At 69.1% G+C, this 24,084-nt stretch carries 25 protein-coding genes and 1 tRNA gene; 5 read left to right on the forward strand and 21 right to left on the reverse strand.

Annotated features, from left to right (window positions below; all coding sequences use genetic code 11):
- The first annotated feature begins 7 nt into the window (after window positions 1-7).
- The 3 genes from BLR05_RS07505 to BLR05_RS07515 all read left to right on the forward strand — a co-directional run bounded on the left by BLR05_RS07505 (window position 8) and on the right by BLR05_RS07515 (window position 1,705).
- A complete protein-coding gene (locus BLR05_RS07505; protein WP_092833307.1) occupies window positions 8-577 on the forward strand; it encodes a septation protein A in 570 nt (189 codons plus the stop codon).
- Window positions 574-843, forward strand: coding sequence for a BolA family protein (locus BLR05_RS07510; protein ID WP_092833309.1), 270 nt, complete (start codon window positions 574-576; stop codon window positions 841-843). The genes BLR05_RS07505 and BLR05_RS07510 overlap by 4 nt, the downstream gene beginning before the upstream one ends.
- Before the next feature lie 76 nt (window positions 844-919).
- Entirely contained in the window at window positions 920-1,705 is a 786-nt protein-coding gene (locus BLR05_RS07515; RefSeq protein WP_092833311.1) for a foldase protein PrsA, read from the forward strand.
- Between the two features lie 119 nt (window positions 1,706-1,824).
- Here BLR05_RS07515 and BLR05_RS07520 read toward each other — a convergent pair whose 3' ends face one another.
- From BLR05_RS07520 to infA, 4 genes are all read right to left on the reverse strand, one after another.
- Complete coding sequence (locus BLR05_RS07520) at window positions 1,825-2,619, reverse strand: heparan-alpha-glucosaminide N-acetyltransferase (RefSeq protein WP_092833313.1); 795 nt, start codon at window positions 2,617-2,619, stop codon at window positions 1,825-1,827.
- Between the two features lie 112 nt (window positions 2,620-2,731).
- Entirely contained in the window at window positions 2,732-3,319 is a 588-nt protein-coding gene (locus BLR05_RS07525) for a GDSL-type esterase/lipase family protein (protein ID WP_092833315.1), read from the reverse strand.
- A 243-nt stretch (window positions 3,320-3,562) separates the two neighbouring features.
- Window positions 3,563-3,639: transfer RNA gene (locus BLR05_RS07530), tRNA-Pro, on the reverse strand.
- A gap of 100 nt (window positions 3,640-3,739) precedes the next feature.
- Window positions 3,740-3,994: a translation initiation factor IF-1 gene (gene infA / locus BLR05_RS07535; RefSeq protein WP_013594762.1), complete on the reverse strand. Its 255-nt coding sequence runs from the start codon at window positions 3,992-3,994 to the stop codon at window positions 3,740-3,742.
- A gap of 549 nt (window positions 3,995-4,543) precedes the next feature.
- Between infA and asd the strand changes: the two genes are divergently transcribed.
- A complete protein-coding gene (gene asd, locus BLR05_RS07540) occupies window positions 4,544-5,398 on the forward strand; it encodes an archaetidylserine decarboxylase (protein ID WP_092833455.1) in 855 nt (284 codons plus the stop codon).
- Window positions 5,399-5,416: 18 nt separating this feature from the next.
- Here asd and BLR05_RS07545 read toward each other — a convergent pair whose 3' ends face one another.
- Window positions 5,417-5,683: a hypothetical protein gene (locus tag BLR05_RS07545; RefSeq protein ID WP_092833317.1), complete on the reverse strand. Its 267-nt coding sequence runs from the start codon at window positions 5,681-5,683 to the stop codon at window positions 5,417-5,419.
- 226 nt (window positions 5,684-5,909) lie between these two features.
- Here BLR05_RS07545 and BLR05_RS07550 point away from each other — a divergent pair, with 226 nt between their 5' ends.
- Entirely contained in the window at window positions 5,910-7,856 is a 1,947-nt protein-coding gene (locus BLR05_RS07550; RefSeq protein WP_092833319.1) for a phosphatase PAP2 family protein, read from the forward strand.
- Window positions 7,857-7,905: 49 nt separating this feature from the next.
- On the opposite strand, the gene BLR05_RS07555 is transcribed toward BLR05_RS07550, so the two are convergent.
- The 16 genes from BLR05_RS07555 to BLR05_RS07630 form a co-directional block, all read right to left on the reverse strand.
- Window positions 7,906-8,817, reverse strand: a complete 912-nt coding sequence (locus tag BLR05_RS07555) for an EamA family transporter (protein WP_092833321.1) — start codon at window positions 8,815-8,817, stop codon at window positions 7,906-7,908.
- A gap of 3 nt (window positions 8,818-8,820) precedes the next feature.
- Window positions 8,821-9,645, reverse strand: a complete 825-nt coding sequence (gene hutG / locus BLR05_RS07560; protein ID WP_092833457.1) for an N-formylglutamate deformylase — start codon at window positions 9,643-9,645, stop codon at window positions 8,821-8,823.
- A gap of 27 nt (window positions 9,646-9,672) precedes the next feature.
- A complete protein-coding gene (locus tag BLR05_RS07565; RefSeq protein ID WP_092833323.1) occupies window positions 9,673-11,094 on the reverse strand; it encodes a formimidoylglutamate deiminase in 1,422 nt (473 codons plus the stop codon).
- On the reverse strand, window positions 11,091-12,347 hold the full coding sequence (hutI, locus tag BLR05_RS07570; RefSeq protein ID WP_092833459.1) for an imidazolonepropionase: 1,257 nt from the start codon (window positions 12,345-12,347) through the stop codon (window positions 11,091-11,093). Before hutI ends, BLR05_RS07565 begins: the two co-directional genes overlap by 4 nt.
- Before the next feature lie 32 nt (window positions 12,348-12,379).
- Entirely contained in the window at window positions 12,380-12,988 is a 609-nt protein-coding gene (locus tag BLR05_RS07575) for a HutD/Ves family protein (RefSeq protein ID WP_192883913.1), read from the reverse strand.
- Window positions 12,989-12,992: 4 nt separating this feature from the next.
- Complete coding sequence (locus BLR05_RS07580) at window positions 12,993-13,853, reverse strand: phytanoyl-CoA dioxygenase family protein (protein ID WP_092833326.1); 861 nt, start codon at window positions 13,851-13,853, stop codon at window positions 12,993-12,995.
- A gap of 27 nt (window positions 13,854-13,880) precedes the next feature.
- Window positions 13,881-14,663 carry an amino acid ABC transporter ATP-binding protein gene (locus tag BLR05_RS07585; protein ID WP_092833328.1) on the reverse strand — a complete coding sequence of 261 codons (783 nt, stop codon included), beginning with the start codon at window positions 14,661-14,663 and terminating at the stop codon, window positions 13,881-13,883.
- Window positions 14,660-15,328: an amino acid ABC transporter permease gene (locus BLR05_RS07590; RefSeq protein WP_092833330.1), complete on the reverse strand. Its 669-nt coding sequence runs from the start codon at window positions 15,326-15,328 to the stop codon at window positions 14,660-14,662. The genes BLR05_RS07585 and BLR05_RS07590 overlap by 4 nt, the downstream gene beginning before the upstream one ends.
- 26 nt (window positions 15,329-15,354) lie before the next feature.
- Window positions 15,355-16,104 (reverse strand): transporter substrate-binding domain-containing protein, encoded by a 750-nt coding sequence (locus BLR05_RS07595; RefSeq protein ID WP_192883935.1) that lies wholly within the window; start codon window positions 16,102-16,104, stop codon window positions 15,355-15,357.
- Between the two features lie 65 nt (window positions 16,105-16,169).
- The gene (locus BLR05_RS07600) at window positions 16,170-16,919 is read right to left on the reverse strand and encodes an IclR family transcriptional regulator (RefSeq protein ID WP_092833334.1); all 750 of its coding nucleotides are present in this window, start codon (window positions 16,917-16,919) and stop codon (window positions 16,170-16,172) included.
- Window positions 16,920-17,066: 147 nt separating this feature from the next.
- Window positions 17,067-18,800: a urocanate hydratase gene (gene hutU / locus BLR05_RS07605; protein ID WP_092833336.1), complete on the reverse strand. Its 1,734-nt coding sequence runs from the start codon at window positions 18,798-18,800 to the stop codon at window positions 17,067-17,069.
- Between the two features lie 36 nt (window positions 18,801-18,836).
- The gene (gene hutH / locus BLR05_RS07610) at window positions 18,837-20,375 is read right to left on the reverse strand and encodes a histidine ammonia-lyase (RefSeq protein WP_092833338.1); all 1,539 of its coding nucleotides are present in this window, start codon (window positions 20,373-20,375) and stop codon (window positions 18,837-18,839) included.
- Window positions 20,376-20,493: 118 nt separating this feature from the next.
- Window positions 20,494-21,276, reverse strand: a complete 783-nt coding sequence (gene hutC / locus BLR05_RS07615; RefSeq protein WP_092833340.1) for a histidine utilization transcriptional repressor HutC — start codon at window positions 21,274-21,276, stop codon at window positions 20,494-20,496.
- A gap of 43 nt (window positions 21,277-21,319) precedes the next feature.
- Window positions 21,320-22,099: an ABC transporter ATP-binding protein gene (locus BLR05_RS07620; protein ID WP_092833342.1), complete on the reverse strand. Its 780-nt coding sequence runs from the start codon at window positions 22,097-22,099 to the stop codon at window positions 21,320-21,322.
- Between the two features lies 1 nt (window position 22,100).
- Window positions 22,101-22,952, reverse strand: a complete 852-nt coding sequence (locus BLR05_RS07625) for an ABC transporter permease (RefSeq protein WP_377778510.1) — start codon at window positions 22,950-22,952, stop codon at window positions 22,101-22,103.
- Between the two features lie 44 nt (window positions 22,953-22,996).
- On the reverse strand, window positions 22,997-23,962 hold the full coding sequence (locus BLR05_RS07630) for an ABC transporter substrate-binding protein (protein WP_092833344.1): 966 nt from the start codon (window positions 23,960-23,962) through the stop codon (window positions 22,997-22,999).
- Between the last annotated feature and the right edge of the window lie 122 nt (window positions 23,963-24,084).

Raw genomic sequence — 24,084 nt, forward strand, 5'->3', positions numbered from 1 at the left:
CCCATCTATGAAACTGCTGATCGACTTCTTCCCCATCATCCTGTTCTTCGTGGCCTTCAAGGTCTGGGGCATCTACACGGCCACGGCCGTGGCGATCGCCGCCACCGTGGTCCAGATCGCCTACCTTCGCATACGGCACGGCCGGATCGAACCGATGCAGTGGGTCAGCCTGGGCGTGATCGTGGTGTTCGGCGGCGCGACGCTGCTCTCCCACAGCGACACCTTCATCAAGTGGAAGCCCACCGTCCTCTACTGGCTCATGGGGGGCGCGCTGCTGGTCGGCCAGTTGTTCTTCCGCAAGAACCTCATCCGCACGCTCATGGGCGGGCAGATGGAACTGCCCGAAGCCGCATGGCGCGCCATGAACTGGAGCTGGACCGCATTCTTTGCCGCGATGGGCGCCATCAACCTGTGGGTGGCGCACGCCTTCAGCACCGACACCTGGGTGAACTTCAAGCTTTTCGGCGGCATCGGGCTGATGGCCGTCTTCGTGATAGGCCAGGCCTTCTATCTGAGCCGCTACATGAAGGAGCCGCAGGAGGACGCCGGCACCGCGCCGGAGGATGCGAAGCCATGAGCGGCAGCCCCATCACCGCGCAGGCCATGGAGCGCAAGCTGCGCGAAACCCTGGCACCCAGCCGCCTCGAAGTGCTCGACGAGAGCGCAGCCCACGCGGGCCATGCCGGGGCCAACGGCACCGGCGCCGGGACGCATTTCCGGGTACGCATCTCGTCACCTTTGTTTACGGAACGCAGCCGCGTGGCACGGCACCGCCTTGTGTATGATGCGCTGCAGGAGTTCATTGACCAGGGTGCGCACGCCATCGCGATTGAAGTTCTCTGATCGTCTTGATTCCCACGTCCAGGGCCACCATGGCGCACTCCGTGCAGCCTGCCCTTTCCTTTTTGTGGATTTCCCAATGAAGAAAAAGCTCTTGTCCGGCCTTGTGGCCGCTGCCGTGCTGGGCACGTCCGCCCTGCCCGCCATCGCGCAGAACGTTGCCGTCGTGAATGGCAAGGCCGTGCCCAAGGAACGCGTCGAAGTCCTGAAGCAGCAGGTCGAACGCTCCGGCCGGCCCATCACCCCCGAGATCGAAGGCCAGATCAAGGAAGAAGTGATTGCCCGCGAGATCTTCCTGCAGGAAGCGCAGAAGCGGGGCCTGGAAGGCTCGCAGAACGTGAAGGACCAGATGGAACTGGCCCGCCAGACCATCCTGATCCGCGAGCTGTTCGCCGACTACCAGAAGGCCAACCCCGTCACCGACGCCGATATCCAGGCCGAGTACGACAAGTTCGTCGCCGCCAACACCGGCAAGGAATACAAGGCCAGCCACATCCTGGTGGAAACCGAAGACCAGGCCAAGGCCATCATCGCGTCCATCAAGAAGGGCGCGAAGTTCGAGGACATCGCCAAGAAGCAGTCCAAGGATCCCGGATCCGGCGCCCGTGGCGGCGACCTCGACTGGGCTTCCCCGAACAGCTACGTGGCTGAATTCACCCAGGCCCTCGTGAAGCTCGACAAGGGCAAGATGACGCAGACCCCGGTCAAGACGCAGTTTGGCTGGCACGTCATCCGCCTGGACGACGTCCGCGAAGCCAAGCTGCCCAAGCTGGACGAAGTCAAGCCGCAGATCGCCCAGCAGCTGCAGCAGCAGAAGCTGGCCAAGTTCCAGGAAGATCTGCGCGCCAAGGCCAAGGTCGAGTGATCGGCGCAGGCCGGCAACGCCGCATCGCGGCGTGCCGCCCCCACTGGTCTCCATAGAAAAACGCGGCCATGGCCGCGTTTTTCTATGGGTGGCCCACCGGCTCGGGGACCAAGGCACCGCTAACGGCCCAGCAGCCACCCCGTGGCCAGCAACATGCCGATGAGCACCGGCTGGTGCAGCATGTAATAGCTCAGGCTCCAGCGCCCCAGCACCGCCAGGGCGCGCACATTCCGGTGAACAGGCATCGCCAGCCAGCCGGGGCGGCGGCGCAGCGCCCACAGCCCGGCGGCCAGCCCCCACCACATCACGCCGAGCCACGGCAGCAAGGGCACGTAGTCCTCGGTGAAGGGTTTGCGGGATACCAGGCCCAGCCAGTTCAACGCATTGCTGTTGAACCAGGGCGCCCAGTCTGCCGCCGGCCCGGCCAGCAGCCACCCGGCAGCCCAGGGCGCAGCCATGGCCAGGGCACCGGCCGGCCACAGCCAGCCGTCCCATCCCGCCGTGCAACGGGCCACCACGAGCATCACGGCCATTCCGTGCAGCACGCCGAAATGGATGTAGCTGCGCGGGAACATGAGCCAGGACCCGGCGCTCACCAGCAGTGCGCAGGCGGCGATCCGCACCCAGCGCCGGCCGAACCGGCGCCAGCCCACGCCCTGCTGCCAGGCCAGAGCCTGTCCCAGTCCCGCGCAGAAGAGGAACAAGCTGACGATGGCCGTCCGCTGCATCGTCCATGCCGGGTCGCCCCGGAAATCCTGCGGCCAGTAGCCGAAGTGGCTGAGATCGAAGCAGAAGTGGAAGACGGTCATCCAGACCATGGCGATGCCACGCAGCGCATCCACGGCGCCGGCGCGTGCGTGGCTCTCAGGGGTCTGCGGCAGTGGTGAGATACGGGTGCGGGAGGGACGTGCCATGCCTGGAGCTGCGGGTGGATCAACACACCGCCATCCCGGGATGGCGGCCCCGCGATGTTAAGGCGGCCGCGGGCCGGCTACCCGGCCATGCGCCGGGTTGGCGCGGTCCGCTTCAGAAGGTCCGCTCGATGGCATTGACCAGGAGAGCCGCCAGGCGGTCGCTGGCGGCCTGCGTGCGGTGGATGTTGTCGATCACGTCGCCCACACCGCGGTAGTCCTCCCCCCAGCCCGCGTGCGAAACCCCCAGCTGCTCGGCCACCCGATGGGTCACCTGGTTCAGCTCGTTGCGGCGCTGCACGCGCTCGGGCGTGAAAAGATCGGCCACCGGCACGTCCACGATACCCGTCAGGATGGGCGTGCGCCATTCCGAATGAACGACCCGCAGGGCATCGCGCAGGTCGGCCTCGTACTGCTCGACGCTGCGCATTTCAAGGGCATCGTTGAGCCCGAGGCCGATCACGATGATCTGTCCCCTCCGCCGGATGGCGTTGAACGGGGGCTGCGGCCCGAGCGGATAGGCGTCCGCCGGTGCGCCCGGGTAGGGCTCCTTGTAGCCAAGGATGAGATCCTGCATCAGCAGGCCGATGGCGGAGCGGTCTTCCACGACCCAGCCGGGCCGCAGGGACATCATGGTTCGGGGAACGGCCATGCTGATGCCAGGGCCGCGCATGAGGCTGTCGCCAAAAATTTCTATGGACATGTTGGATGTGGTGCCCGCCAGGCCGCCTTGGCCAAACGGCTCGGCGGCATCGCTTCTGCATGGAGCGGGCGGAGGAAAGGAACAAACCCGGCATCATGGTCCGGACGCAACGCATGCATGTATCACGACGTAGCACCCAAGTCCCGTGGATCCACGGCCCCGGCACGCCCTGGAACGCCGGGTGGGCCGAAGGCAGAAAGACAAAAGGGGCCAGGCCTTGTGGACCTGACCCCTTGATAGCAATGGTCGGAGCGGCGGGATTCGAACTCGCGACCCTCTGCTCCCAAAGCAGATGCGCTACCAGGCTGCGCTACGCTCCGACAACTGGCATTCTAACCCGCCGCGGAGCCTCTTGCGGGCTGGCAGGCTGATTCCAGCACATTATTTGCGGGGCTGGTGACGATGCGGCCCGCAGCGCCCTCAGCGGGAGCCGGACGAAGGGCCGGGGCCGCGACCGGGCAGGTGGCGGAACGTGATGCGGCCCTTGGTGAGGTCGTAGGGCGACATTTCCAGGGACACCTTGTCACCGGCCAGGATACGGATATGGTGCTTGCGCATCTTGCCGCCGGTGTAGGCAATCAACTGATGCCCGTTGTCCAGCGTGACGCGAAACCGCGAATCCGGCAGCACTTCCGTCACGGAGCCCTGCATTTCGATGAGTTCTTCTTTAGCCATGGTTCAACTAGAAATTAAAAATCCGGACCGGTACGACAGCAGGTTCCGGGCATGCATAACAGACGGGAAATCCAGCGCGGGCTGCCGGGGCCGGCGATGCAAACGCAAGCGCTTCGTTACGTCCAGGCCTGGCATGCAATGCCAGAATGAACGCCGCGCTGCTGAGCATGAAAGCGGCCAGTGCCGCCGACCCTCTTTTCTCTTCTTGCTCTTCTCGGCGCGCAGGGCATGCGCGGGCCGGTGCAAAACCTGTCAATTGTACCTTGCAGCGCGCCGGCTCCCGCGTGGCGTTGCCAAAACGCGCCGGCAGCGGCACGACAGAAGTGCAACCGGGCCGGGAATCCGCCATCCCCAGCCACGCTCCATAAGTGGGGTGCGTGGCAGGACATAAAAGGGCCGGCCTGTCCCTCTCACCACCGCACTGCCGGGCAGCGCGCCCACGCGATGCCAGGCCCATGCCGCAACCCGAGCGCTCCCGCGGACGACCCTGGCATTCGCGGCCGGCGGACAGGCCCTAGAATGGCCGGCCCTTTCGCCGCAGGAGCCTCCGTGCCAGATCGCCTCGCCGTTCTTCCGCAATACCTGCTGCCCAAGCGGGCCCTCACCTCGCTGGCCGGCCGCTTCGCCTCGGCGCGCGCGGGCACCCGCACCACGGCCGCCATCCGCCGTTTCGTGGCCCGCTACCGTGTGGACATGTCCGAGGCCGAGAACCCGGACATCGCCAGCTACGCCACCTTCAACGATTTCTTCACGCGCGCGCTGCGCCCGGGCGCACGGCCCATCGCGGACGCGCCTGCCGTCTGTCCTGTGGACGGCGCGGTGAGCCAGTTCGGCCGCATCGACAGGGATCAGATCTTCCAGGCCAAGGGCCACCGCTACTCGACCACGGCGCTGCTGGGTGGCGATGCGCAGGAGGCCGCCCGTTTCGCGGACGGCAGCTTCGCCACCATCTACCTGAGCCCGCGGGACTACCACCGCATCCACATGCCCTGCGACGGCCGGCTGCGCCGCATGGTCTATGTGCCCGGCGCCCTGTTTTCGGTGAACCCGCTCACCGCCCGGGGCGTTCCCGGTTTGTTCGCGCGCAACGAGCGGGTGGTCTGCCTGTTCGACACGCCGCTGGGCTCCATGGCGCTCGTGCTGGTGGGCGCCACCATCGTGGGCAGCATGGCCACGGTCTGGCATGGCACGGTCAATCCGCCGCGCACCGCGGGCCTGCGCCAGTGGACCTATGAAGACGGCCCGGAGGTGCTGCTGCGCAAAGGGGAGGAAATGGGCCGGTTCATGCTCGGCTCGACGGTGGTGCTGCTTTTCGAGCCCGGGGCACTGCATTTTGTCGACACCTGGGAGCCCGCACGCGCCGTGCGGCTGGGCGAACCCATGGGCCTGCACCCTGCCGCCTGAGCACGGCGGGCCGCCAAGTCATGCCGGTCCGGGCAGGCGGCAGGTAGCGAACACGCTGGGCTGCAGCACCAGCTTCTCGGGGGCCACCGGCGCATCGTGCCCGACGAGATGGACGCACAGGTCGTGGCGGCGGATGGTGATGTGGCTGACGGTTTCCAGGCGTTCACCGAACCGCACCCGGGTTCCTGGATGGAAGACCGGCATGTGGAAGAACTCGCCCCATCCCTGCGGCCGTTCCGCAGGGACGACGGGAGAAGCCAGGGAAGCAGTCGGCGCGACATCCATGGGACACATGCTAGCGCGCTCTTGAGGCAACGGCGCACAAATTGCAACAATTTCCGTGGCGCTGTCGGGCCTTTTCCGCCCAGCAAGAGGCACCGCCGGCCCGTGGGCGCCACGCGTCATGGAACGGTCACGCGATGGCCCTAGAGTGCGCCGCTGCGGTCTCCTGGGAGCCCGCTTCTGTCTGGAGCCTCCAGACGGCTCCGTTGGCCCGCTTTCCTCCCATACCATGACGATTTCTCTCTCCCGCCGTCCCCTGATCCTGGCGCTTGCCGCTGCTTTCGCGCTCTCCGCCTGCGGGGGCGGCGGCTCCGGCATCAGCGCCGTTCCCGCGCCCCCGCAAGGGCTGGGCAAGACGGACACCGCTCCCGTCCCCGATGAAACGGCTGTTCCGCCCTTCGTGGACAACGCTGCGACGAACCAGCGTGGCGATGCGCGCTACGCCACGCTCGATACCAATGCCGGCGTGCGGGTGCTGTCGGGCTTCCTCTCGGTCTGGAAACCGTCCACGCTGCTGGTGGACGCGGGCGCGGGCGCCGCCGCGAACGGTGCCTTCCCGGCCGTCGCCCCTTCCACGTGGAGCGGCATCCCCGGCGATGTGACCGACGGGACGGTGCTCAATGCCCAGGTGCATGCGCGCAACATCCAGTATGTGGTCGATGCCACGGGCCGCCGCACGCCGGCACAGGAACTCCTGGCGTACCTGGACGACCGCCGCGGCAAGGCCTACAGCGTGAGCGACGGCATGGGGCCCCTGACGGCCGCGTGGCGCGCCGCCGCGCAGCAGACGACCACCATCACCGCGATCCCGGCCGATGCGACCACCGTGGTCTACAACGACGGCGGCAACAACACGGGCGTGGGCGGCAGCGCCAATGCCGCCTTCGGCACGGCGGTGGATTTCGTCGGCGAGAACGGCTCCACGGAGCCAGCGAAGCGCTTCTACAAGTACGCGCGGCCCTGGCGTTGGAGCAGCGCCGTGCAGGTACTGCCCGCCCTCCTCCCGGCGCGCAGCACCACGCCGGCCACCGACGGCGGCTTCACCAGCGGCCACACGGCCGAGGCGGTGCGCAGTTCCATCGCCATGGCCTACCTGGTGCCGGAGCGCTTCCAGGAAATGGTCGCGCGCGGCCTGGAACTGGGCGAGAGCCGCATCCTGGCCGGCATGCACTCCCCTCTGGATGTGATCAGCGGCCGCATGCACGGCCAGGCCGTGGCCACGGCGAGCATCGCGACCGGCGCGAACGCGGTACGCAAGGCAGCGGCCTTCCAGCAGGCCCGCAGCACGCTGATGGCCGCTGCCGGCGCCAAAACGCCTGCCGAACTGTGGCAGTTCGCCCATTCGCAGCCTGCCGGCACGGACCGGTTCGCGGACTATGCGACGAACCGCTCCGAGTACTTGCGGCGCATGACCTTCGGCTTCCCGCAGACCGGCGACGCTTCCCGTCCCGCCGTGGTGCCCAAGGGCTCGGAACTGCTGCTGGAAACCCGCCTGCCCTACCTGGACGCCACGCAGCGCCGCGTGGTGCTCAAGACCACGGCCGTGCCGTCGGGCTACCCCGTCATGGACGATGCGGAAGGCTGGGGCCGCCTGAACCTGTTCGCCGCTGCCGACGGCTACGGCCGCTTCGACGGCGACGTGGCGGTGACCATGGACGCGGCCCAGAGCGGCTTCAGCGCGCTCGACACATGGCGCAACGACATCGCCGGAGCCGGCAAGCTGACGAAGCTCGGCAGCGGCACGCTGGTGCTCGCCGGCAACAACAGCTTCACGGGGGGCATCGAACTGGCGGCCGGGACCCTGCAGGCGGGCAGCGGCTCGGCGCTGGGCAATGGCGCGGTGTACGTGGGCGGCGGTACGCTGCGTACCACGACCTCCGGCGAAGTGACGGTGAACGGCTCCTACACCCAGCGTCCGGGCAGCACGCTGTCGCTGCAGATGACTGCGGCCGGCGGCACGGCCGGCACGCTGACCGTGAATGGCCCGGCGGCGCTGGCGGGCACGCTCGAGGTGAATTTCGCCCAGGGCGTGCGCCCCGCCGTCGGTTCGACGATCACCGTGCTGCGCCATGGCGGCCTCAACGGGTCCTTCGATGCGGTGTCCGTGCCGGGCTACCGCGTGACGCCGGTGTATCTGAACAACGCCGTGCAGCTGCGCATCGACGCCGCCGCCTGAGGGTCTGGCCAGGTGCCTGCGGAGGGCGGCCGCAACAGGGTCTGAGCGGTCAGCAGCGCGAGGCCACCCCTGCGTCCGGTGATGGCTCGGTCTGCGGCCGCGGGGACCGCCGCGGTGCAGTGAATGCGCATCCCATGGAGGCCGCGACGATCATGCCGATGGCCAGCCACTGGGCCGGGCTCAGGTACTCGCCGAGCAGCACCAGCGCCAGCAACGCGGCGACGGCGGGCTCCATGCTGATCATGGTGCCGAAAGCCTGCTGGGGAAGGCGCTTGAGCGCCACCATTTCCAGCATGATGGGCACGGCGCTGGACAATGCGGCCACGCCGATGCCGGTGAGCAGAACACCCGGCGCGAGCAGGCCGGCCCCGGCATGCCCGATGCCCACGGGCACCACGACCAGCGATGCCGCGGCCAGCCCGAGGGATACGGAATGCCCGGTGTGCAGGTGCCCCAGGCGCTTGCCGAACAGGATGTAGCCTGCCCAGAACACGGCGGCCGCCAGCGCGAAGAGCACGCCCCGGAGGTCCAGCATTCCGGTACCCTGCTGCCAGGGCAGCAGCAGGCCCAGCCCCGCGACCGCCAGGACCACCCAGAGGAAATCCAGCGGACGGCGGGACGACAGCAGCGCCACCGCCAGCGGACCGGAGAACTCGATCGCCACGGCCACGCCGAAGGGAATGGTCTGCAGCGACAGGTAGAAGCAGAGGTTCATCGCGCCCAGGGCGGCGCCGTAGGCGGCGATGCGCGCCGCATCGGCCCGCGCGAGCTGCCGCCGCCAGGGACGCCACAGGAGCAGCAGCAACAGGGCCGAGAAGCCTACGCGCAAGGCCGTCGTGCCCTGGGCGCCGACCAGCGGGAACAGGGTGTGCTTGGCCCAGGACGTGCCGATCCCGAGGAAGGTCACGGAGCCCAGGATGGCGAGGGCCGGTATCAGCGGTGAATCATGCGATGCGGACATCGCTCAGGCCGCCGCGCGCTCCGCGGCGAAGTCCAGGCAGGCCTGCAGCATGCGCCGCAGGTGCGGCTGCACGCCCATGGCGGTATCGGGCAGGTAGTCGAACGGCAGGGCCTCCTGCATGTAGCTGGCCTGCGTCATCTCGAGCTGCACGGCATGCACATTGCGGCCCGGATCGCCGTAGTGCCGCGTGATGTAGCCGCCCTTGAAGCGGCCGTTGAGCACCGCGCTGTAGCCGGGCGCGGCCATGCCGATGGCGAGCAGTTCGCGCGCGAGCGCCGGATCGCAGCTGGCGCCGTCGGCGGTGCCGAGGTTGAGGTCGGGCAGCCGGCCGTGGAAGAAACGCGGCAGCACGGAGCGGATGGAGTGCGCATCCCAGAGCACCGCCACGCCGTGCTGCGCGCGGATGCTGTCGATCTCCGAACGCAACTGCGCGTGGTACGGGTCCCAGTAGCGGCGGCGACGCTCCTCGATCTCCGCGGCAGCGGGAACCTGGGCCGGGTCGGCGTAGAGCGGCGTGTCGTCGAAGGTGTCCACGGGGCACAGCCCGGTCACGCTCTGGCCCGGGTACAGGCTGCTGCCGTCGGGCGGGCGGTTCAGGTCCACCACATAGCGCGAGTGCGTGGCCACGAGCAGGGAGGCGCCCAGGCCGCGCGCGAAGGCATAGAGGCGCTCCAGGTGCCAGTCGGTGTCCGGCACCTGCCGGGCTTCCGGGGTCAGGCGGCCGGCGATCTCCGGCGGCACGTGGGTGCCGGCATGCGGCATGGACAGCAGCAGCGGCGCAGTGCCGGCGTGGAAATGGAAGAGCGGCGTGGCCGTTGCGTCGTTCATGGGCATTCTCGTGGCAAAGGGACAGGTTCAGGATTGCAGCAGGCCCGAGCGCACCGCGGCGAAGGCGGCCGCGCTCTCGCGATGCTGGGCGTGGCGGCCCGCGGTGACGCGCTGCACGCCGGCCGTCCAGACGGCATCGAGGGCCGACGTGCGGTGGCTGGCGAAGACATGGGCCGCGAGCTGGCTCTCGGCCGGCAGGCCGCGCAGTGCGATGTGCTCCGGATCGAGCGTAACGAAATCGGCCGGGGCGCCCTGCGCCAGCCCCGCCTGCGCGCCGGGCAACGGCAGGTGGCCGGCGGCCTGCGCGCCGCCCTGCACGGCCTGCAGCAGCATGGCCGTGGCCACCTGCGGCTGCGCATCGGTGCCCAGCACGTTGCGGCGGCGCAGGGCGAGCCGCTGGCCGTATTCGAGCAGCATCAGTTCCTCGGCCGCATTCACGCAGGCATGGCTGTCGGAGCCCAGGCCCCAGCGGCCGCCGGCCGACTGCCAGCGTGGCAGGTCGAAAAGGCCGTCGCCCAGGTTGGCCTCGGTCGTCGGGCACAGGCCCGCCACCGCGCCGGAGCGGGCCGCGCGCATGGCCTCGGCATCGCTCAGGTGCGTGGCGTGGACCAGGCACCAGCGCGCATCCACGGGCGCATGGTCCAGCAGCCACTCCACCGGCCGCTGGCCGCTCCAGGCAATGCAGTCATGAACCTCCTGGGTCTGTTCGGCGATGTGGATGTGCACCGGCGCCCCGGGGACGATGGCGTCCAGCCCCTGCAGCGCCGCCACCAGGCTGTCGGGCGGCACCGCGCGCAGGGAATGCGGCGCCAGGCCCAGCACGCCGCCCTGCGCCCGCACCACGGGCGCCAGGCGTTCGAGCAGCGCGAGCATGCCGTCGGTGCGGTGCAGGAAGCGCCGCTGGCCCTCGCGCGGCGGCTGGCCGCCGAAGCCGCTGGCCTGGTAGAGCACCGGCAGCAGCGTGATGCCGATGCCCGCGCGCCGCGCCGCGCGCAGCAGCGCGAGCGACATCTCGGCATCGTCGGCGTAGGGGCGGCCGTCCTCCGCATGGTGCAGGTAGTGGAACTCGCACACCGCCGTGTAGCCCGCTTCCAGCATCTCCACGTAGAGCCAGGTGGCGATCGCCTCCAGGGCCGCGGGCGACATGCGCGCGGCGAAGCGGTACATGAGGTCCCGCCAGCTCCAGAACGAGTCGTCGCTGGCCGCGCGGAATTCGGTCAGGCCGGCGAAGGCGCGCTGGAAGGCATGGGAATGCAGGTTGGGCAGGCCGGGCAGCAGCGGGCCGGGTGCGTGCGCCACGCCCGGCGGCGGCGTGCTGCCGGGCTGCACGGCGGTCAGGCGCCCCGCGGCGTTCCAGTGCAGCAGCACATCCTTCGCCCAGCCGCCGGGCAGCAGGGCCTGGGCGGCGAAGAGTGCGCCGCCACCGGTGCGGGAGGTATCGCCCGTCATCGCCGCACCACCCTGCCCTGCCGGACGATCGCCTGCGGCGGCTGGTGTCCGAACCAGTAGGCCAGCTCGGCCGCGTCCGCAAACGGCCAGAGCACGAAATCGGCCGGACGTCCGGCAGCGATGAGGCCGTGCGTATCCTGCAGGCCCAGGGCGCGCGCGGCATGGGTGGTGATGCCGGCCAGGGCCTCGGGCACGGTGAGCCGGAACAGCGTGCAGGCCATGTTGGCCATGAGCCGCAGGCTCAGCGCGGGCGAGGTGCCGGGGTTGTGGTCGGTGGACACGGCCATGGGAACGCCCGCGTCGCGCAGCGCCTGGATGGGCGGCAGGTGCGTGTCGCGCAACGTGTAGTAGGCCCCGGGCAGCAGCACGGCCACCGTGCCGGCCTCCTTCATTGCGGCAATGCCATCGGCGGACAGGTGCTCGATGTGGTCGCACGACAGGGCCCCATGGCGCGCCGCGAGCCTTGCGCCGCCCATGTCGGAGAGCTGCTCGGCGTGCAGCTTGACGGGCAGGCCCAGCGCCTGCGCGGCCTGGAAGACCTGCCCGGTCTCGGCCAGGCTGAAGGCGATGCGCTCGCAGAACACATCCACCGCGTCCACCAGGCCCTCGCCGGCCAGCGCGGGGAGCATTTCCCGGCAGACGAGGTCGATGTAGTCCTGGCTGCGGCCGGCGTATTCCGGTGGCAGCGCATGCGCGCCCAGGAAGGTGGTGCGCACGGTGACGCCGCAGGCCTCGCCCAGCCGCCGCGCGGCGCGCAGTTGCTTGCGCTCGTGCTCCAGCGCCAGGCCGTAGCCGGACTTGATCTCGATGGCGCATACGCCCTCGTCCAGCAGCGCCTGCAGGCGGGGCAGGGCCTGGGCGAACAGTTCGTCTTCCGTGGCGATGCGCGTGGCCTTCACCGACGAGACGATCCCGCCGCCGGCCCGGGCGACCTCCTCGTAGCTGGCGCCGGCCAGCCGCATGGCGAACTCGTTGGCACGGTGCCCGCCATAGACCAGGTGGGTATGGCAGTCCACGAGGCCCGGCGTGGCCAGGCTGCCGTTGCCGGGATGGCGCGGCAGTGCGGCGAAGGCATGCGGCAGGGAAGAGTCGGGGCCGACCCACAGCACCCTGCCCTGCTGCACGACCACGCAGGCGGCAGTGCCTGCGGGCACCGGTACATCGGCAAGGAAGAGGCCTTCCGCCAACCGCAGCCCGGTCCAGCAGCCGTCGGCCTCGGGAAGGGAAGAGAAAGGAGAGGAACTGGATTGCATGGGGTCCATCGGGCACCTTTGAGGGCGCCGTGTCAATTGCACGGGCAGGAGGATGCCGCACGGGCAGCCGCATCCGGCGCCAGTGCGATCCAGGCCAGCGCGGCTTGTGCGGGGTCATGGGGGATGAGGCTCTGCGGTTGCGGCAGCCGCTCGCTCCACCACACGCCATGGCCCGGCAGGAAGCCTGTGCGCTCGCCATGGCGCCATATGCCGGCGAGCACGAGGCAGACGCCCGCGGGCGTGGAGCCTGGCCGCACGTCGTCCGACACCACCTCGATGGCGCCCTGCCAGGCTCCGCGGCGCAGCATGAGGTTGAAATCCGTGGAGCGGCCCCCGAGGGGCGTGCAGTCGAGCGGCGCGCCTCCGTCGAACGACCAGGGCTGCCAGGGCTCGTCGAGCCGGTGGTCGATGCCCTGCGCCCGCAGGTGCACGCCGTCGCCGTCGAGCAGCATGATCTGCCGCTGTATGCCGGGATAGGCCGAGAACGGGCCGGCACGGTCGATGGTGGCCGCGCTCACGCGCCAGCCGAAACCGTCCATGCCCGCGCCCGGCGGCCAGCAGACGATCTCGCGGGTGGCGCCGCCGCCGTTCTTCCAGGGGGTGGGCACGATGGCGGCCAGGTCGAACCGCTGCAGCGCCATGGCGTCAGGCCCCCTCGCCGGCCAGCAGCGGGAAGAGCGGATGCACCAGGGGGGCGCCTGCTGGCAACTCGTCGGCCAGGCCGGGGAACTCCGGCGAAGTTCGCCAGGCGCGCGGCGCATGGCGCACGTCATCGCCCAGGAAGCGCACGGAGAACACGCGCCGCCGGCCCGGCCCCTCGAAACCGCCGGCCGCATGCAGCGTGAGCATGTGGAAGCACACCACGTCGCCGGGCTCGATGTCCCAGCCCAGGATGTCGAAGGCGGCGCGATCGGCCTCCACGTCGGGCAGGTCCTGCAGGCTGCCCTCGGGGAACCACTTCGCCTGGTGGTCCATGAAGCTGCGCGGCATGAGCCACGGACCCCGGTGCGAACCGGCCACGAACTCCAGCGTGCTGGCGCGCGGCACCGGGTCCACCGGGATCCAGCAGCTGATGTTCTGCGCGCCGTCGATGTTGTAGTAGGGCTGGTCCTGGTGCCACGGCGTGCGCTGGCGCGTACCCGGTTCCTTGACCAACACATGGTCGTGGTAGAGGCGCACGCTGCGCGACTGCATGAGCCGCTGTGCGGCCAGGGCCGCGGGCGACTCGGCGATGAAGCGGCCGAACGCGGGAATGTCCTGCCAGTTGCAGAAATCCTCGAAGAAGCGGCCCGGGTCGTCGGGGCGGCTGGCGACCTTGGCGCGCGGGCTGGGCGCGGCCAGGTTGGCGTCGATGCCATCCCGCAGCAGCGCCACCTCGCCCGGCATGAGCAGCTGGCGGATGCATACGACGCCGTCACGCGCGAAGTCGGCCACCAGGGCGGGTGTCACGCGGGCCTGCACGCGCTGGCGCAGGTCGTCGCTGAAGGCATGGGGTGCAGGTGCCATGGGCGGCTGTCTCCGTATTGGCCCCGGTCAGGCGCGCGTGAGCACGGCCTGCAGGAACGAGCGCGTGCGCTCCTGGCGCGGAGCGGTGAAGATGGTGGCCGGCGGACCCGATTCGATGATGCCGCCGCCATCCATGACGACCACGACGTCGCCGACTTCCCGCGCGAAATCCATCTCGTGGGTCACCACCATCATGGTCATGCCTTCGCGCGCCAGCACCTTCATGACCTGCAGCACCTCGCCCACCAGCTCGGGGTCGAGGGCCGAGGTGGGCTCGTCGAACAGCATCACGCGCGGCTTCATGGCCAGCGCCCGGGCGATGGCCACGCGCTGCTTCTGGCCTCCGGAGAGGCTGGCGGGCATGGCTTCGGCCTTGTGGGCCAGGCCGACCTTCTCCAGCAGCACCCGGGCCTGCGCCTCGGCCTCGGCGCGCGACACGCCGTGCAGCTTGCGCGGGCCCAGCGTCACGTTGTCGATCACCGACAGGTGGGGAAACAGGTTGAACGACTGGAACACCATGCCCACTTCCTCGCGCAGCGCGTTGAGGTCGCGGTCTGGCAGCATGCGGCCTTCGTCCGTCAGCGTGCGGCCGCAGATGTCGATGCGCCCGCCCTGGGGCTGCTCCAGCCCGTTGCAGCAGCGCAGGAAGGTGCTCTTGCCCGAACCGCTGGGGCCGATCACCACCACCACCTGCGAAGGCTGGACATCGAAATCGATGCCGTCGAGCACGACATGCTCGCCATAGGCCTTGCGCAGGCCGCGGATGCGCACCATGGGCCCGGCATCCGGGGAACCGGATTGCATCGTCATTGCACCATTCCTCCGGCGCGCAGGCGCAATTCGATGTGGCGCAGCACCAGCGTGGTAGCCCCGGTGAGGACGAAATACACGACCGCGATGGCCAGGTACACCTCCAGCGAGCGGTACGACACGCTGATGATCTTCTGCCCCTCGTGCATGAGATCGTGGATGGTGAGCAGCGACACCAGCGCCGAGTTCTTGATCAGCGCGATGAACTCGTTGCCCAGTGGCGGAATCATGCGCACCACGGCCTGCGGCAGCACCACGCTGCGCATCGCCTGGCCCGAGGACATGCCGATGGAGCGCGCGGCCTCCATCTGGCCCTTGTCGATCGACTGGATCGCGCCGCGCACGATCTCGGACACATAGGCGCCCGAATAGATGCCCAGGCCGATCACGCCGCACACGAAGGCCGGCAGCAGGATGCCGAACTGCGGCAGGCCGAAGAACAGGATGAACAGCTGCACCAGCAGCGGCGTGCCGCGGATGACCGCGACGTAGGCCGTGCACAGGCCGTACACGATGCGGTTGCGGGGGTTGAGGCGGCCGATGCCCACCAGCAGGCCCATGGCGCAGCCCAGCAGCAGCGAGGCGGCCGTGATCTCCACGGTCACCGCCACGCCCTGCAACAGTTGGGGCCAGCCGGCCCATACGGGGGAAAAATCGAGTTCCATCGCTTCAGGTCGTCACCGGGCCGTGCTTACTTGGCCGCAGGGGCGCTGAACCACTTCTTCTCGATGGCGGCATAGGTGCCGTCGGCCTTGAGCCGGGCGATGGCGCCGTTCACCGCGCGGGTCAGCTCGGGCGTGTCCTTGCGCAGGGCCATGCCGTATTCCTCGGTGGTGAGCTGTTCTTCGAGCACGCGCAGGCCGGGTCGCGTGCGGATGTACTGGTAGGCCGCGGGCTTGCCGGTGACGGCGGCGTCGGCGCGGCCGATGTCCACGAGGTTGAACATCTCCTGGTTCTTCTCGACCTCCACGCGCTGCACCTTGGGATGGTTCTGCGTGAGAAAGCCCACCGACTTCGTGCCCACCTGCACGGTGACCTTCTTGCCGTCCAGGTCGGACAGCTTCCGGATGGAGGTGTTGCCGTCCTTCACCATGGCCACGAGGCCGCCCGCATAGTAGGGCTCGGTGAAATCCACCACCTTCTTGCGGTCCTCGGTGATGTAGATGGCGGAGACGGCCATGTCGAAGCGCCTGGAGATCAGGCCCGGGATCAGGCCCTTGAAGTCGATGTCCACCCATTCGACCTGCTTGCCCATCGCCTTGCCGATGGCCTCGACCAGTTCGACGTCGAAGCCCGTGCGCTTGCCGTTCTCGACGAACTCCATGGGCGGGAACGTGGCATCGGTACCCACGCGCAGCACGTTGCCCTGGGCGTGCGCGCTGGCGCTGCCGAGAGCCAGTGCGGCCATGCTGGCGAGAAGGAGGTGGCGGCGGAGGGTCATCATGGGAAGTTCTCGGTTCAAGGGTCTGGGGAATCGGGAGACGGAGGGGAACAGGTAGAACGAAGTCAGTGCAGTACCAGCTGGCGGGAGATGCGCGCGGCGGCCACGACCGCCATGCGGATCAGCGCCTGCTCGTGCCCCTGGGCCCGCAGGATGGGCGCCATGAGCGTGATGGCGCCGGCGGCCTGGCGCGAGGCGCCGAACAGCGGCACGCTGCAGCCCCATACGCCCGGATCCACCTCGCCTTCGCTCACGGCGAAGCCCGCCGCGCGGATGGCGTCCAGTTCGTCCCGCGCGGACTGCCGTGCGGGCGTGTCCCGGCCCCACTGGGCATCGAGCACGGCCTCGCGCGCGGCCTCGGGCAGGTGGGCCAGCACGCATTTGGCCGAAGCACCCGCGCGCAGGGGCACGCTGCGCCCCTTCTCGAACGAGCACCGCAGCGAATGGTGGCTCTCCACCATGTCGAGGCAAATCGCCTGGTCGTTCACGGCGAGGATCAGGCCGACGCTTTCGTGCGACTGCTGCGACAGCTCCACCATGCCGGGGCGCGCCTGCCGCACGAGGTGCGAAGCCAGGTCGAACCCCAGCGCGAGTTGCAGGCTCAGGGGCCCCGGCGCATAGCAGCCGTCGCTTTCGAGCACGAAACCCCAGCGCTTGAGCCGCGCGAGCTGCCGGTACAGCGTGCTGCGCGCCAGGCCCGTGTGCGCCATGAGCTCCGCGGCCGACGAAGCCTTGCCCTGCTGGGCCAGCGCGGCCAATACCTGCAGAACACGGTCGGCGGTGGGGACGGCGGCAGGCAGGGCGCTCTTCGACATGCCGGCAGTATCAAAGGAAGCTGTCGCGCTTCACAGGCCGTCATTCCCAGAAACTGGGAACGCACGTCCCTTTTTTACCCTTCCGGGGAGATTTCCGTCCGTATTCCATTTTTCCCGCCATCGCCCTCTTCTTTCCCCGCATCTTCCTCATCGCACCATGGGCAGGTGCAGGCCGTTGCGCCGGGCGCAGGCCACGGCAGTCTCGTAGCCCGCGTCCGCATGGCGCATCACGCCGCTGGCCGGATCGTTCCACAGCACGCGGCCCAGGCGCGCGGCCGCCTCGTCGGTGCCGTCGGCCACGATCACCACGCCGGCATGCTGCGAATAGCCCATGCCCACGCCGCCGCCGTGGTGCAGGCTCACCCAGGTGGCGCCGCCTGCGGTATTGAGCAGCGCGTTCAGCAGCGGCCAGTCGCTCACCGCGTCGGTGCCGTCCTTCATCGCTTCGGTCTCACGGTTGGGGCTGGCGACGGAGCCGGTGTCCAGGTGGTCGCGGCCGATGACGATGGGCGCCTTGAGTTCGCCGCTCTTCACCATTTCGTTGAAGGCCAGCGCCGCCCTGTGGCGTTCGCCCAGGCCCAGCCAGCAGATGCGCGCGGGCAGGCCCTGGAAGGCGATGCGCTCGCGGGCCATGTCGAGCCAGCGGTGGGTGTACCGGTTCTCGGGGAACAGCTCCTTGATCTTGGCGTCCGTCTTGTAGATGTCCTCCGGATCGCCCGAAAGCGCGACCCAGCGGAACGGGCCCTTGCCTTCGCAGAACAGCGGACGGATATAGGCCGGCACGAAGCCGGGGAAGTCGAAGGCGTTCTTCACGCCCTCGTCGAAGGCCACCTGGCGGATGTTGTTGCCGTAGTCCACCGTCGGAATACCCATGGCCTGGAACTCCAGCATGGCCTGCACGTGGACGGCACAGCCCTGCGCGGCGGCCTGCTTCAGGTGCCCGTGCTGCGCCGGGTCGGCGGCGGCGGCCTGCCACTGCTCCACGGTCCACCCCACGGGCAGGTAGCCGTTGATGAGGTCATGGGCCGAGGTCTGGTCGGTCACGATGCCGGGCCTGGGGCCTCCCGCCTTTGCGCGCCGGACGAGCTCGGGCAGCACCTCGGCGGCGTTGCCCAGCAGCGCGATCGACACCGCCTCCCCCCGGGCCGTATGGTGTGCGATGAGCGCCAGCGCATCGTCGATGTCCTTCGCCTGCTTGTCCACGTAGCGCGTGCGCAGGCGGAAGTCGATGCTGGACTGCTTGCACTCGACGGCCAGCACGCAGGCCCCCGCCAATACGCCGGCCAGCGGCTGCGCTCCGCCCATGCCGCCCAGGCCCGCCGTCAGGATCCACCGGCCCGACAGGTCGTTGCCGTAATGCTGGCGGCCGGCCTCGACGAAGGTCTCGAACGTGCCCTGCACGATCCCCTGGGCGCCGATGTAGATCCAGCTGCCGGCCGTCATCTGGCCGTACATGAAGAGGCCCTTGCGGTCCAGCTCGTTGAAATGCTCCCAATTGCCCCACTTGGGCACCAGGTTGGAGTTGGCCAGCAGCACGCGGGGCGCGTTCTCGTGCGTCTTGAACACGCCCACGGGCTTGCCGGACTGGATCAGCAGCGATTCGTCGGCTTCCAGGTCCTTCAGCGATGCCAGGATCTGGTCGAAGCATTCCCAGTTGCGCGCCGCGCGGCCGATGCCGCCATAGACCACCAGCGACTGCGGGTTCTCGGCCACGTCCGGGTCCAGGTTGTTCTGGATCATGCGCCAGGCGGCTTCGGCCAGCCAGTTCTTGCAGTGCAGCTGGCTGCCGCGCGGGGCGCGTATCACGCGCGTGGGATCGTGGCGGGGGTCTGCGTGGGTGGACGCGGTGGCAGCGGACAGGATGGCGTCGTTGGCTTTCATGGCATCGCTCCTTGGGCGTTCGTGTACGGACCGGGATTACTGGAAGCTGGGCAGGCAGGCCGCGAGCGGCGCGGGCCAGGCCGATTCACTGGCCCAGCAGCGCATGGCCTCGATGTCGGGCGCGAGGTAGCGGTCCTGCTCCAGGAAGGCCACGCGCCCGCGGATGGCGGCGAACTGCGCCTCGATCAGCGGGGATGATTGCAGGCTGCGGTCGAACTCCATGCCCTGCGCGGCGGCCATGGCCTCGATGCCGACGATCACCGCCGTATTGCGCGCCATGTCCAGCAGCCGCCGCGCGGCGTAGGTGGCCATGGAGACGTGGTCCTCCTGGTTGGCCGAAGTGGGCAGGCTGGTCACGCTGCCGGGATGGGCCAGGCACTGGTTCTCGGCGGCCAGGGCCGCGGCCGTGACCTGGGCGATCATGAAGCCGGAGTTCACGCCGCTGTCCCGGATCAGGAAGGCCGGCAGGCCCGACAGGCCGGTGTCCAGCAGCAGCGCGAGGCGGCGCTCGGAGATGGCACCGATTTCCGACAGTGCCAGCGCGATGATGTCGGCCGCGAAGGCGACCGGCTCGGCGTGGAAGTTGCCGCCGGAGATCACCTCGCCCGTGTCCGTGAACACCAGCGGGTTGTCCGACGCCGCGTTGGCCTCGATGCGCAACACGCGGGCGGCATGCGTCAGGTTATCCAGGCAGGCGCCCATGACCTGGGGCACGCAGCGGATGGAATACGGATCCTGCACACGGCCGCAATCCGGATGCGACGGATCGATGGCGCTGCCTTCCAGCAAAGCGCGCACGGCGGCGGCGACGGCGATCTGGCCGGCCTGGCCGCGCGCTTCGTGAATGCGCGCGTCGAACGGCTTGACGGAGCCCTTGATGGCCTCCAGCGTCAGGCAGCCCGACACCAGTCCGGCGGCGAACACGCTCTCGGCCGCGAACAGACCCGCCAGCGCCAGCGCGGTGGACACCTGCGTGCCATTGAGCAGCGCCAGCCCCTCTTTCGGGCCCAGCACGAAAGGCTCGAGCCCGATCGCGGCCATGGCCTCGCGGCCGGAGACGACCTGGCCGTCCACCCTGGCAGCGCCCTCCCCGATCAGCACGCAGGCCAGGTGCGCGAGCGGCGCCAGGTCTCCCGAGGCGCCCACCGAGCCCTTGGCGGGGATGACGGGCAGCACGTCGGCATTGGCCAGCGCCAGCAGCGCATCGACCAGTGCCGGGCGCACGCCCGAATGGCCGCGCGCCAGGCTCACGGCCTTGGTGGCCAGCACCATGCGCACCACGCCGTCCGGCAGCGGATCGCCGGTACCCACGCTGTGCGAGAGCACGAGGTTGCGCTGCAGTTCGGCCATCCGGTCGTGCGCGATCTTCGTGCTGGCGAGCTTGCCGAAGCCGGTGTTGATGCCATAGACCACCTGGTCTTCCCGGGCGATGCGGTCCACCGTCGCCTGGGCGGCCTGCATGCCGGCCAGGGCGGAGGCGTCCAGCGCCAGGCGCTGGCCGCCGGCGGCAATGGCGCGCAGTTCGGCCAGGGAGACCCGGCCGGGGTGCAGTGCGAGGGTAGGCATGGCGCTCATGGCTCTTCCTGTATATACAAGTCGGTGTGCAAAATGTGCCGCCCGCTCTTCGTGCAGCAGCGGCAGCATTGAACCACGGAATCATCAACTTGTATATACAGGATGGACCCCATGCGGCTCACCCCACGAGCGGATGGCCGTCGGCACGGATGCGGCTGCCGAGCCGGTAGCGCGAGCCCGGGTGCAGGCAGCGCACCAGCGTGACCGGCATGCCCCGCGTCCAGGTCCGGCGCGTGAGCAGCAGGCACGGCTCGCCTCCCGCCATGTCCAGCAGGCGCGCCTGTTCGGGCGTGGGCAGCACGGCATCCACGACATGCTCCATCTGGTCGAACGGCACATTGCGCACCAGGTACTCGGACGGCTGCAGCCGCGTGAAGTCCTGCGCGCCGAACTGCGGCACCGCGCGGGGGTTCACGTAGCGGTCTTCCAGCTGTACCGGCACGCCGTCCTCGCGGTGAACGCAGACCGCGTGGAAGACCGACTCGCCCGTGCGCAGATCCAGCGCCGCGGCAATGTCCAGTGGCGCGGAGACACGCTCCACCGCCAGCACGTCGCAGCGGTAGTCATGGCCGCGCTGCCGGATCTCGCTGGCGAGGTTGGCGATCTGCAGCAGCGTGGACTGCGGCTTGTCCTCCGCCACGAAGCTGCCCACGCCGGCCACGCGCACGATGCGGCCCTGCTCCGCCAGTTCGCGCAGCGCGCGGTTCACGGTCATGCGCGACATGCCGAACTGCTGGACCAGTTCGCTCTCCGACGGCAGCCGGTCGCCTGCGCGCCAGGACCCATCCTGGATCCTGCGCACGATGTGGTCCTTGATCTGCTGGTAGAGGGCGAGCTCCGGCCCCGCGGCAGCCGGCACGCCGGCGGGACGGGAGGGGCGCTTGCGGGCGGTTGTCGTCATGCGCGGGACTCTATCAGCGCATCGCGCGATGGCCGGCCACGCATCAATGCGCCTCGGCCGCCATGGATTCGGCCCGGATTTCCTCGGTCAGCCGCGCCTTGAGTTCCATGAACTCGGGCGAGGTCTTGAGCGTGTAATGCCGCGGATGCGGAAGATCGACCGCGATCTCGGTCTTGATGCGCCCCGGCCGCGCGCTGAACACGGCCACGCGGCTGGCCATGAAGATGGCCTCGTCGATGTCGTGGGTGACGAACATCACCGTCTTGCGCTCGGCCTCCCAGATGCCCAGCAGCAGTTCCTGCATCAGCACGCGGGTCTGGTTGTCGAGCGCGCCGAAAGGCTCGTCCATCAGCAGGATCTTCGGATCATTGGCGAGCGCCCGGGCGATGGCCGTGCGCTGCTGCATGCCGCCCGAGAGCTGCTTGGGATAGTGCCGCTCGAAGCCGCGCAGGCCCACCTTGGCGATGAAGTAGGCCGCCCGTTCCTTCTGTGCGCTCTCGGCCATGCCGCGCTCGCGCAGGCCGAAGCGGATGTTCTGCTCGATGGTGAGCCAGGGGAACAGCGTGTAGCTCTGAAACACCATGCCCCGGTCGGCGCCCGGTCCCGTCACGGGCTGGCCATCCAGCAGCACCCGGCCGCTGGTGGGCTGGTCCAGCCCCGCCACGATGCGCAGCATGGTCGATTTGCCGCAGCCCGAAGGCCCCAGGATGGTGACGAAGTCGTTGTCGGCCACATGGAAATCGACCGGCAGCAGCGCCTGCGTGGCCGGTCCCCTGGCCGAGGTGAAGGTGCGCGAGACACCCTGGATATGCAACTCACTCATTTCAGATGGCGCTCCAGGCGAAGAGGCGGCGGTTGAGCGCCTTGAAGAGGAAGTCCGACACCAGGCCGATGACCCCGATCACGATGATGCCGAAGATGATCTGCCCGGTGTTCAGCAGCGCCTGGCTGTCGGTGATCATGTGGCCGATGCCCGAGGACGAGCCGATCAGCTCGGCCACGATCACGTAGGTCCAGGCCCAGCCCAGCACCAGGCGCAGCGTTTCGGCAATGTCCGGCGCGGCGCCGGGAATGAGTACGCGGCGCACGATGCCCGTGGGCGTGGCGCCCAGCGTGTACGCAGCCTCGACCAGGTCCTTGCGGGCATTGCCCACGATGACGGCCACCATCAGGATGATCTGGAACACCGAGCCGATGAAGATCACCAGGAGCTTCTGCAGCTCGCCCAGCCCGGCCCAGAGGATGAGCAGCGGGATGAAGGCCGAAGCCGGCAGGTAGCGGCAGAACGAGACGAAGGGCTCCAGGAAGGCCTCCACGCCCTTGTGTGCGCCCATCGCGATGCCCAGCGGCACGGCCACGATGGCGGCCAGGACGAAGCCGCCCAGCACGCGCCACACGGTCATGCCGATGTCGTGCAGGAAGCCGAACTGCGTGAACAGCAGCCAGCCTTCCTGCACCATCGTGACGGGGCTCGCCAGGAAGGTGGGCGACACGTAGCCGCCCAGCGTGGCGGCCGACCAGACGGCGACGAACAGCAGGAAGAACCCGGCGCCCAGCAGCCAGCGCGTGCGCGAAGCCACCGGCTCCAGCGGGCGCAGCGACCGGCGCCGCAGCGGGGCAGCCGGCAGCGCCGCGGGTTGATCGTCAGCGGGCATGGCGCCCATCACCCGGCTCATCGGCAGGGCCTCCACGGCAAGGCTCGGTGGTCCATCCCGTTACCTCACTTGATGAAGCTGTCATCGAACATGGCACCGAAGTTCTCCGGCTGCTTGCGCACCACGCCCGCCTCCAGCAGGATCGCGCCGGCATCCTTCATGAACTGCTGCAGTTCGCCCGCGAAGAACTTCTGGTTGGCGGCCTTGTCCTGCCAGCGCAGGTAGGCCGACGACTTGGCGAAGGCCTCGCCCGTCTGCTTGACGGCCGCGCCCATGATCTCGCTGGCCTTGGCGGGTTCTGCCTTGATCATCTCCAGTGCATCGAAATACGACTGCGTGAGCGCCTGCGCGGCCTTCGGGTTCGCCTTGAGCCACTCGGGCGCGCAGCCGACGGTGTCCATCACCATCGGGTAGTCGATGGTGGTGGCGAGGATCTTGCCCGCCTGCGGGTTGGCGCGGATGGTGGAGAGGTACGGCTCATACGTCATCGCGGCATCGTTCTGGCCCGACACGAAGGCCTGCGCGGCCGGCTGCGGCTCCAGCGACACGGTCTTCACGTCCTTGAGCGTCATGCCGTTCTTCGACAGCATCCAGGCCAGGCCGAAATACGGCGCGGTGCCCGGCGCGCTCACGGCCACGGTCCTGCCCTTGAGGTCGGCGAAGCTCTTCACGTCGTTGCGCACCGCGATGCCGTCGGCGCCGTAGGACTTGTCCATCTGGAAGATCTGCACGATGGGCACGCCGTTGGTGTTCCAGGCGACGTGCGTCTCCACCGTGGTGGCGGCGCACTGGATGGCTTTGGAGGCCAGGGCGAGGTGGCGGTCCTTCTGCGGAATCATCTTGAGCTCCACGTCCAGCCCGTTCTTCTTGAAGATGCCGGCCTTGTCGGCCAGGGTCAGCGGCGCGAAGCCGGTCCAGCCGGACATGCCCAGCGCGATCTTCGTCTCCTGGGCCTGGGCGGCCACCGCCAGCCCGGCCATGCCCGCCAACGCGGCGAACCGCGACACACCACTCCACACCGTTCTGCCCATCGTCCTGCTCCTCGTGAATGAATGCACCTGGAAAACCGACCACACGCGCGACACCGCACATTCTTGCCCCCTGCCCATGCTGTCTATACAGGTTTAACACGCACGCACCCTGCGGCGCCGGG

Source organism: Paracidovorax cattleyae (assembly GCF_900104515.1).
Lineage (GTDB): Bacteria > Pseudomonadota > Gammaproteobacteria > Burkholderiales > Burkholderiaceae_C > Paracidovorax > Paracidovorax cattleyae.